Origin of the sequence: Enterobacter cloacae complex sp. 2021EL-01169 (assembly GCF_020733125.1) — a bacterium.
Taxonomy (GTDB): Bacteria; Pseudomonadota; Gammaproteobacteria; order Enterobacterales; family Enterobacteriaceae; genus Enterobacter; species Enterobacter roggenkampii.
This window is the reverse complement of sequence record NZ_JAJFTC010000008.1, coordinates 217,953-226,492: the sequence shown is the minus strand read 5'-3', so window position 1 is coordinate 226,492 and position 8,540 is coordinate 217,953. Positions and strand designations below refer to the sequence as shown.

Here is an 8,540-nt window from a genome sequence, read left to right as displayed (position 1 = left end):
CCCCGCCGACGATCAGCAGGGTTTTGTCCGTACCGGCATCCTGAATATTCAGCCGTTCAAACAGGCCTTCCCACGCGGTGAGCGCGGTCAACGGCAGCGCGGCGGCAGCCGCCCAGCCGAGGCTTGACGGTTTGTGCCCGACAATGCGCGCATCGATCAGCTGATGTGTGGTGTTGCTGCCCGGACGAGTGATGTCGCCTGCGTACCACACTTCATCTCCCGCTTTGAATCCGGTGACGCCAGCCCCAACGGCTTTGACGATCCCGCTGGCATCCCAACCCAGCACGCGCGGCTCCTTCAGCCCGCTTTTAGCAATGCCCGCGTGGACTTTGGTATCGACCGGGTTAACGGAGACGGCTTTCACCTCCACCAGCAGATCGTGCTCGCCGGGCTGCGGCATCGGTGGAGTGATTTCAATGAAAGTAGAGGGATTTTCAGGGTTAACGGCGATGGCTTTAACTGACATGGTGTGCTCCTCAATGGCATGCGTTTTGTTGAGGCTAGTCTATTAAGTGGCCATCTGCATGATAAGATGGACAATCAAGAACTCAGCGTTCGTACAGGATGAACAATCATGTTTAAACAGCTGCAGGATATGGCGCTATTCGCGCTGGTGGCCGAGATGGGCAGCTTTACCGCGGCAGCCCAGAAGGCGGAGCTGCCAAAATCCAGCGTGAGCCAGCGGATTAGCCAGCTGGAGCAGCAGGTGGGCATTCGCCTGCTTAACCGCACCACGCGCAGGCTGAACCTGACGTTTGCGGGCGAGCACTATCTGGTGCACTGCCGCGAAATGCTGGCAGCCAGCGAGCGGGCGGAGTACGCCATCCAGCGCCTGCGCGAAAACCCCAGCGGGCGGCTGCGCATCACCTGCCCGGCGGGGATTGGCGCGACGCTGCTGGCGCATATGAATGCCGAGTTCCAGCTTCGCTATCCTGAGGTTTCGCTGGACGTGTCGATCTCTGATGACGTGGTGGATCTGGTCGAGGCCGGCTTTGACGTGGCGCTGCGTACCGGCAAGCCGCAGGACTCCTCCCTGATTGGCCGCATGATCGGGCACTGCCCGCGCTATATGCTGGCTTCGCCGGACTATCTGGCGCGCCGGGCGCCGCTGACGCATCCCCGTCAGCTGGTGGAGCACCGCAGCATTACGCATCGGGCGTGGTCAGAGTGGCTTCTGCGAAGCGAGAGCGAGGATTACCGCTACCTGCCGGATAACGCGCACATGACCGATAACCTGGTATACGCCCGCGAATGTGCGATTGCCGGTGCGGGGATTACGCTCCTTCCGGCTTTTTTGCTGGAAGATAAGGTCGAGAAAGGGGCGCTGGTGCAGGTACTGCCGGAGTGGAATGTTGAAGGAAACGACCTGTGGCTGGCCTATCCGAGCCGTAAGCTCAACTCACCCGCGCTGATGAGCTATATCGACTTTGCAATGCAGTTTGATGAGGTGAAGCGGTATTACGTGGGTAAATAAAAAAGCCGGGTGGCGGCTTCGCCTTACCCGGCCTACAAACAGCGCAGAACCGTAGGCCGGGTAAGCGTGAGCGCCACCCGGCTTTTGAGCACTTACTTAGAAATACGCTTGTACTTAATACGCTTCGGCTCCAGCGCGTCGGCGCCCAGCGTGCGTTTCTTGTACTCTTCGTATTCGGTGAAGTTACCTTCGAAGAACTCCACTTTACCTTCATCCTGGTAGTCCAGAATGTGGGTCGCGATACGGTCAAGGAACCAGCGGTCGTGCGAGATAACCATTGCACAGCCCGGGAACTCCAGCAGGGCGTTTTCCAGCGCGCGCAGGGTTTCGATATCCAGGTCGTTTGTTGGTTCATCGAGCAGCAGAACGTTACCGCCCACCTGCAGCAGCTTCGCCAGGTGCAGGCGACCGCGCTCACCGCCGGACAGCTCGCCCACGCGTTTGCCCTGGTCGGTGCCTTTGAAGTTAAAGCGGCCAACGTAGGCGCGGCTTGGCATCTCGGTGTTGCCGATACGCATGATATCCAGACCGCCGGAGACTTCTTCCCACACGGTTTTGCTGTTATCCATCGCGTCACGGAACTGGTCAACGGAGGCCAGCTTCACGGTCTCACCCAGGGTGATAGAGCCGCTGTCTGGCTGTTCCTGACCGGACATCATGCGGAACAGGGTCGATTTACCCGCGCCGTTCGGACCGATGATGCCCACGATAGCGCCTTTCGGTACGGAGAAGGTCAGATCGTCGATCAGCACGCGGTCGCCGTAGGACTTACGCAGGTTGGTCACTTCAACCACTTTATCCCCCAGACGTGCTCCAGGTGGAATAAACAGTTCGTTGGTTTCGTTACGTTTCTGGTATTCGGTGTTGTTCAGCTCTTCGAAGCGTGCCAGACGGGCTTTGCCCTTAGACTGACGGCCTTTCGTGCCCTGACGCACCCACTCCAGCTCTTTCTCGATAGACTTACGGCGCGCCGCTTCCTGAGACGCTTCCTGAGCCAGACGCTGATCTTTCTGCTCCAGCCAGGAGGAGTAGTTGCCTTCCCACGGAATACCTTCACCGCGGTCCAGCTCCAGGATCCAGCCGGCGACGTTGTCGAGGAAGTAACGGTCGTGGGTGATCGCCACAACGGTGCCTTCGAAGTCGTGCAGGAAGCGCTCCAGCCACGCCACGGATTCCGCATCCAGGTGGTTAGTCGGTTCGTCGAGCAGCAGCATGTCTGGTTTTTCCAGCAGCAGGCGGCACAGCGCCACGCGGCGGCGTTCACCCCCGGAGAGGTTCGCGATTTTTGCATCCCAGTCCGGCAGACGCAGGGCATCCGCCGCGCGCTCCAGCTGCACGTTCAGGTTGTGACCGTCGTGCGCCTGGATGATCTCTTCATACTTGCCCTGCTGTGCGGCCAGCTTGTCGAAGTCCGCATCCGGTTCGGCATATTTGGCATACACTTCATCCAGACCTTTCAGGGCGTTAACCACTTCGGACACCGCTTCTTCAACGGATTCGCGAACGGTGTGTTCCGGGTTCAGCTGAGGTTCCTGCGGCAGGTAACCAATCTTGATGCCAGGCTGCGGACGGGCTTCACCTTCGATGTCTGTATCAATGCCGGCCATGATGCGCAGCAGGGTGGACTTACCGGCACCGTTGAGACCCAGAACACCGATTTTTGCGCCCGGGAAGAAGCTCAGCGAGATATTTTTAAGAATATGACGTTTCGGCGGGACAACTTTGCCGACACGATGCATGGTATAAACGAATTGAGCCACGTTGGACTTCGCCTCTTTTATCGTAATGAGAAGGAATTTCAGCCTCGAAGTGTAGCCTTTTTCCCGCCCTAATCCCAGCCAGGAACGTCGGGAGTGTTAAAACGCGCAAGAAAGGTAAAAAAGTGTCCATGACGTGGCGCGTTGCAGGATGCCTGGTTAGCATAAGTTAATGAGACTTTGACGTGGCAAGACGCTGCAATTGACGAAAAAACAATGAGGAAGAGCTTGTGGAAAAAGCCAAACGGGTGGTCTGGCGTCTGCTGGCTGCCAGCGTATGCGTAATGGCGGTAAGCCAGGCGGTGCATGCCGATTCACTGGATGAACAACGTAACCGGTATGCCCAGATTAAGCAGGCATGGGACAACAAGCAGATGGATACCGTGCAGGCGCTGATGCCGACGCTCAAGGATTATCCGCTGTATCCGTATCTGGAGTATCGTCAAATTACGGACGATCTCATGAACCAGCCCACCGTTACCGTGAATAACTTCATTCAGGCGAACCCGACCCTGCCGCCAGCCCGGAATCTTCAGTCTCGTTTTGTGAACGAACTGGCGCGACGTGAAGACTGGCGCGGGCTGCTGGCGTTTAGCCCTGAAAAGCCGAATACCACCGAAGCGCAGTGTAACTACTACTACGCAAAATGGGCGACCGGCCAGCAGGAAGAGGCCTGGGCCGGGGCGAAAGAGCTCTGGCTGACCGGGAAAAACCAGCCGAACGCCTGTGATTCCCTGTTCGGCGCGTGGCGTGCTTCCGGCAAGCAGGATCCGCTGTCCTACCTTGAGCGTATCCGCCTGGCGATGAAAGCCGGTAATACGCGTCTGGTGACTGCGCTGGCGGGGCAGATGCCGTCCGATTACCAGACTATCTCCACGGCAGTTATCTCGCTGGCAAACGATCCCAACAGCGTCCTGACCTTTGCCCGCAGTACGGGCGCGACCGATTTTACCCGCCAGATGGCGGCGGTGGCTTTTGCCAGCGTGGCGCGTGACGATGTGGAAAACGCGCGGCTGATGATCCCGCAGCTGGTGCAGGCGCAGCAGCTTAATGAGGAGCAAACGCAGGAGCTGCGCGATATCGTGGCGTGGCGACTGATGGGCACCGATGTGACCGACGAGCAGGCGCGCTGGCGAGACGATGCGATTATGCGTTCGAACTCCACGTCGCTGGTGGAACGCCGCGTGCGAATGGCGCTGGGTACGGGCGACCGTCGTGGGCTCAATACCTGGCTCGCCCGGTTGCCTATGGAGGCCAAGGAGAAAGATGAATGGCGTTACTGGCAGGCCGATCTGCTGCTGGAACGCGGTCGTGATGATGAAGCCAAAGATATCCTCCATACGCTGATGCAGCAGCGCGGGTTCTACCCGATGGCGGCCGCGCAGCGCCTGGGCGAGGAGTACACCTTCCGCATCGATAAAGCGCCCGCTAACGCGAATCCGGCGCTGACCCAGGGGCCAGAAATGGCGCGCGTTCGAGAGCTGATGTACTGGAATATGGACAACACCGCGCGCAGCGAGTGGGCGAATCTGGTGACCAGCCGCACCACCGATGAAAAAGCTCAGCTTGCCCGCTATGCGTTTGATAACCACTGGTGGGATCTGAGCGTGCAGGCGACGATCGCCGGTAAGCTGTGGGATCATCTCGAAGAGCGTTTCCCGCTGGCTTACAAGGATCTGTTCGATCGCTACACCCGCGGCAAAGATATCCCGCAAAGTTACGCGATGGCGATTGCCCGTCAGGAAAGCGCCTGGAACCCGAAAGTCCGTTCCCCGGTGGGCGCCAGCGGCCTGATGCAGATTATGCCGGGCACGGCGACGCACACGGTGAAGATGTTTAACATCCCTGGATACAGTAGCCCGTCACAGCTTCTCGATCCGGATACCAACATCAACATCGGTACCAGCTACCTGCAGTATGTGTATCAGCAGTTCGGCAATAACCGTATCTTCGCGTCGGCGGCATACAACGCGGGGCCGGGTCGTGTGCGCACCTGGCTCGGCAACAGCGCCGGACGCATCGACGCCGTGGCGTTTGTCGAGAGCATCCCGTTCTCGGAAACGCGCGGCTACGTGAAGAACGTGCTGGCTTATGACGCCTACTATCGCTACTTCATGGGGCAGAAAGATACCCTGATGAGCGATGCCGAGTGGCAGAGACGTTACTGATCGGCGTGGGTTGTGTTATGCTGTACTCGCTAAAGAGTACAAGAGGCAGCATAACATGACCCAGCATTCCCCATATTCCTCGGCGATGGCCGAACAGCGTAACCAGGAGTGGCTTCGTTTTGTGGAGCTGCTTCGCCAGTCTTACGAGCAGGATTTGCATTTACCCCTGATGCAGCTAATGCTCACGCCAGACGAGCGTGAGGCGCTGGGCACGCGCGTGCGGATCATTGAAGAGCTGCTGCGCGGCGAGATGAGCCAGCGCGAGCTGAAAAATGAGCTCGGCGCGGGCATTGCGACGATTACCCGCGGATCGAACAGCCTGAAGTCGGCGCCCGTTGAGCTGCGCCAGTGGCTGGAAGCGGTGTTGTTGAAAAACGCCTAACGATAGATCGCGTTATGGAACGGGCTTAACGCCAGGATCACCGCCTGATGGTAAACGCCTGAACGCGTCAGCGCACCGGCGGTAAAGACGCCAATCGCCCCTTCTTTACGGCCAATCTCATCAATGCCGGTGTACTCCGACATCACCGGCCCGAGCGCTTCACCCGCACGCACTTTTTCCAGAATGATCTCCGGCAGGGGCAGGGTGGCCGAACGCGCTTCGCCGCGCTGCTCGCGGCTTTCGATCACCACCCAGCTAAAGGTTGCGCCTTCGTCGATACCGGCTTCAATCGCCACCCAAAAGTCCGCATCCGGGGCCGCAGCCCTGGCATTTGCCACGCGATTTCGTGCGCCAGCGCGCGTTTCCTCGCTGCCAAACGGCTGTTCAGGAACGCCACTCTCGACGCCGATGGCCTCAATATGGCAGGATCCTGCGCCGAAGATCTCGTCAAATGCCCTTAGAATTGCCTGAATTTTGGCAGGATTAGTGGTAGCAGAGACAACATGGTGCATAATTAAGCTCGATTCAAAAAAAACTCATCGCAGTATAACGGAAAAAAAGCATGTTACAGGTATACCTTGTTCGCCACGGTGAAACGCAGTGGAACGCCGAGCGACGTATTCAAGGCCAGTCAGACAGTCCTCTCACTGAGAAGGGTGTGCAGCAAGCGTGGCAGGTGGCGGAACGCGCCAGAACGCTGGGCATTACCCACGTGATTACCAGCGATTTAGGTCGCACACAGCAGACGGCGCGCATCATCGCGGACGCCTGCGGCTGTGACGTCATGCTTGAGCCGCGCCTGCGCGAGCTGGATATGGGCGTGCTGGAAAAACGCCATATCGATACGCTGACGGAAACGGAAGAGGGCTGGCGCCGCACGCTGGTAAACGGTACCGAAGATGGCCGTATTCCTGAGGGCGAATCCATGCAGGAGCTCAGCGTACGTATGCATGCCGCCCTGGCGGAATGCCTGAAGCTCCCGGCGGGAAGCCGTCCGCTGCTGGTGAGTCATGGGATTGCGTTGGGATGCCTGGTGAGCACCATTCTGGGACTACCGGCTTACGCTGAGCGCCGTTTGCGTCTGCGCAACTGCTCTATTTCCCGAATTGATTATCAGGAGAGCGCATGGCTGGCGTCAGGTTGGGTGGTGGAGATGGCAGGGGACATTTCGCATCTCGATGCCCCTGCGCTTGACGAACTGCAGCGTTAACGACGTATCGGAATCAAGAATTCCATACGCAGATTGATTGGGCCTTCTTCCGGTTTGGCATCCTGCGCCGGGTAGTAGCGCTCAATGTCCTGACCCTTACGGCGATTCAGATTCAGCATCGGCATGCAGGTTCCGTAAACGGTCAGGATGAACTCCTGAACGCCCGTTCCCAGCCCTTCATAGGCGAACATCACGTATTCACCGCCTTCCAGCACGACAGGTTTTGAACCCTGAATGTAGCCATTGGCCATCTCTGGCGTCAGCGCGGTGGTGTAGAACACCTCCTGCTCGTCGTCCTTTTCCTGGCTTGGGTGCGTTTCGTTGAGACCATACAGAATAGGCGGGATCGCCGGTGCGTGGCTCAGGAAGTCGCGCCAGAACTGGACGCGCATCTGATGACGGAACTCGGAAATCTGCTCCAGCGAACAGGAGTAGCTCTGCGTCGTGCCGATCAGATGGGTTTCCGGCAGGGTAATAATTTCATACTTCGGCATCGCGAACTCGCCCAGACGCAGCGGCGGACGCATGCCAAACGAGCTCCAGTCAGGCGAGCGACGATACAGCGCTGGCGTCAACGAGAACTGTTTTTTAAAGGCGCGGGTGAAGGTCTGCTGCGAATCGAAACGATATTGCAGGGCAATATCAAGAATCGGGCGCGCGGTCAGGCGCAGAGCCACAGCAGATTTCGATAAACGACGTGCGCGAATATAGGCCCCGATAGCATGACCGGTGACATCCTTGAACATCCTTTGCAGATGCCACTTGGAATAGCCTGCTTTAGCCGCCACATTATCCAGTGACAAAGGCTGGTCGAGATGACCTTCCAGCCAGGTGAGCAGGTCGCGAATAATTCCAGCCTGATCCATATACTATCCTCATCCTTAAAACAGCAGGTGCCTGATAACAGGTTAGCGGATAATAGCATTTTTTGATGTTTTAGCATTCAGTGTTTTTTTTGCGCATTCATGCTTTTTGCAGGGCATTATGGGCAAATATATTCTAATCCTGTGATCTTGCTACATTTTTGTCTAAAGTGTTGAATAATCGCTCAGTGTAATTTTAAAGAATGGTAACAATATGAAATACAAGACTTTGCTCTTCACCGCGCTGATGTTGATGGCCGGGCGCGTGGCACAGGCGGAACAGATAGGTTCTGTCGACACCGTGTTCAAAATGTTTGGCCCGGACCACAAAATCGTGGTGGAGGCGTTTGACGATCCGGACGTGAAAAACGTCACCTGCTATGTCAGCCGTGCGAAAACGGGCGGTATCAAGGGCGGTCTGGGGCTGGCGGAAGACACCTCCGATGCGGCGATCTCCTGTCAGCAGGTGGGCCCGGTTGAATTGAGCGATAAAATTAAAAACGGCAAAGCGCAGGGCGACGTGGTATTCCAGAAACGAACCTCGCTGGTGTTCAAAAAGCTGCAGGTTGTGCGTTTCTACGATGCCAAACGCAATACGCTGGCTTACCTGGCCTATTCCGACAAAGTGGTGGAAGGTTCACCGAAAAACGCGATCAGCGCGGTGCCGATTATGCCGTGGCAGTAAT

The 8,540-nt window shown here is 57.5% G+C and carries 9 protein-coding genes; 5 read left to right on the top strand and 4 right to left on the bottom strand.

What is annotated here, in order from left to right; all coding sequences use genetic code 11:
• On the bottom strand, positions 1-466 hold a 466-nt coding region (locus tag LLF79_RS19025), incomplete at its 3' end, for an alcohol dehydrogenase catalytic domain-containing protein (protein ID WP_227880167.1).
• A 108-nt stretch (positions 467-574) separates the two neighbouring features.
• Between LLF79_RS19025 and LLF79_RS19020 the strand changes: the two genes are divergently transcribed.
• Positions 575-1,474, top strand: a complete 900-nt coding sequence (locus LLF79_RS19020) for a LysR family transcriptional regulator (protein WP_045353184.1) — start codon at positions 575-577, stop codon at positions 1,472-1,474.
• 92 nt (positions 1,475-1,566) lie between these two features.
• Here LLF79_RS19020 and ettA read toward each other — a convergent pair whose 3' ends face one another.
• A complete protein-coding gene (gene ettA, locus LLF79_RS19015; protein WP_021240576.1) occupies positions 1,567-3,234 on the bottom strand; it encodes an energy-dependent translational throttle protein EttA in 1,668 nt (555 codons plus the stop codon).
• A gap of 227 nt (positions 3,235-3,461) precedes the next feature.
• On the opposite strand from ettA, the gene sltY reads away from it, so the two are divergent.
• Together sltY and trpR are read left to right on the top strand one after the other, a co-directional pair.
• A complete protein-coding gene (gene sltY, locus LLF79_RS19010) occupies positions 3,462-5,399 on the top strand; it encodes a murein transglycosylase (RefSeq protein ID WP_227880166.1) in 1,938 nt (645 codons plus the stop codon).
• A gap of 55 nt (positions 5,400-5,454) precedes the next feature.
• Entirely contained in the window at positions 5,455-5,781 is a 327-nt protein-coding gene (trpR, locus tag LLF79_RS19005; protein ID WP_039265268.1) for a trp operon repressor, read from the top strand.
• Here trpR and yjjX read toward each other — a convergent pair.
• Complete coding sequence (yjjX, locus tag LLF79_RS19000; RefSeq protein WP_023326667.1) at positions 5,778-6,293, bottom strand: inosine/xanthosine triphosphatase; 516 nt, start codon at positions 6,291-6,293, stop codon at positions 5,778-5,780. The two genes, trpR and yjjX, sit on opposite strands and share 4 nt — an antisense overlap.
• A gap of 50 nt (positions 6,294-6,343) precedes the next feature.
• Here yjjX and gpmB point away from each other — a divergent pair, with 50 nt between their 5' ends.
• On the top strand, positions 6,344-6,991 hold the full coding sequence (gene gpmB / locus LLF79_RS18995) for a 2,3-diphosphoglycerate-dependent phosphoglycerate mutase GpmB (RefSeq protein WP_008502057.1): 648 nt from the start codon (positions 6,344-6,346) through the stop codon (positions 6,989-6,991).
• On the opposite strand, the gene robA is transcribed toward gpmB, so the two are convergent.
• Positions 6,988-7,857, bottom strand: coding sequence for an MDR efflux pump AcrAB transcriptional activator RobA (gene robA, locus LLF79_RS18990; RefSeq protein WP_008502056.1), 870 nt, complete (start codon positions 7,855-7,857; stop codon positions 6,988-6,990). The genes gpmB and robA overlap by 4 nt on opposite strands.
• 211 nt (positions 7,858-8,068) lie before the next feature.
• Between robA and creA the strand changes: the two genes are divergently transcribed.
• Positions 8,069-8,539 (top strand): protein CreA, encoded by a 471-nt coding sequence (gene creA, locus LLF79_RS18985; protein ID WP_021240573.1) that lies wholly within the window; start codon positions 8,069-8,071, stop codon positions 8,537-8,539.
• The last annotated feature ends 1 nt before the right edge of the window (position 8,540 follow it).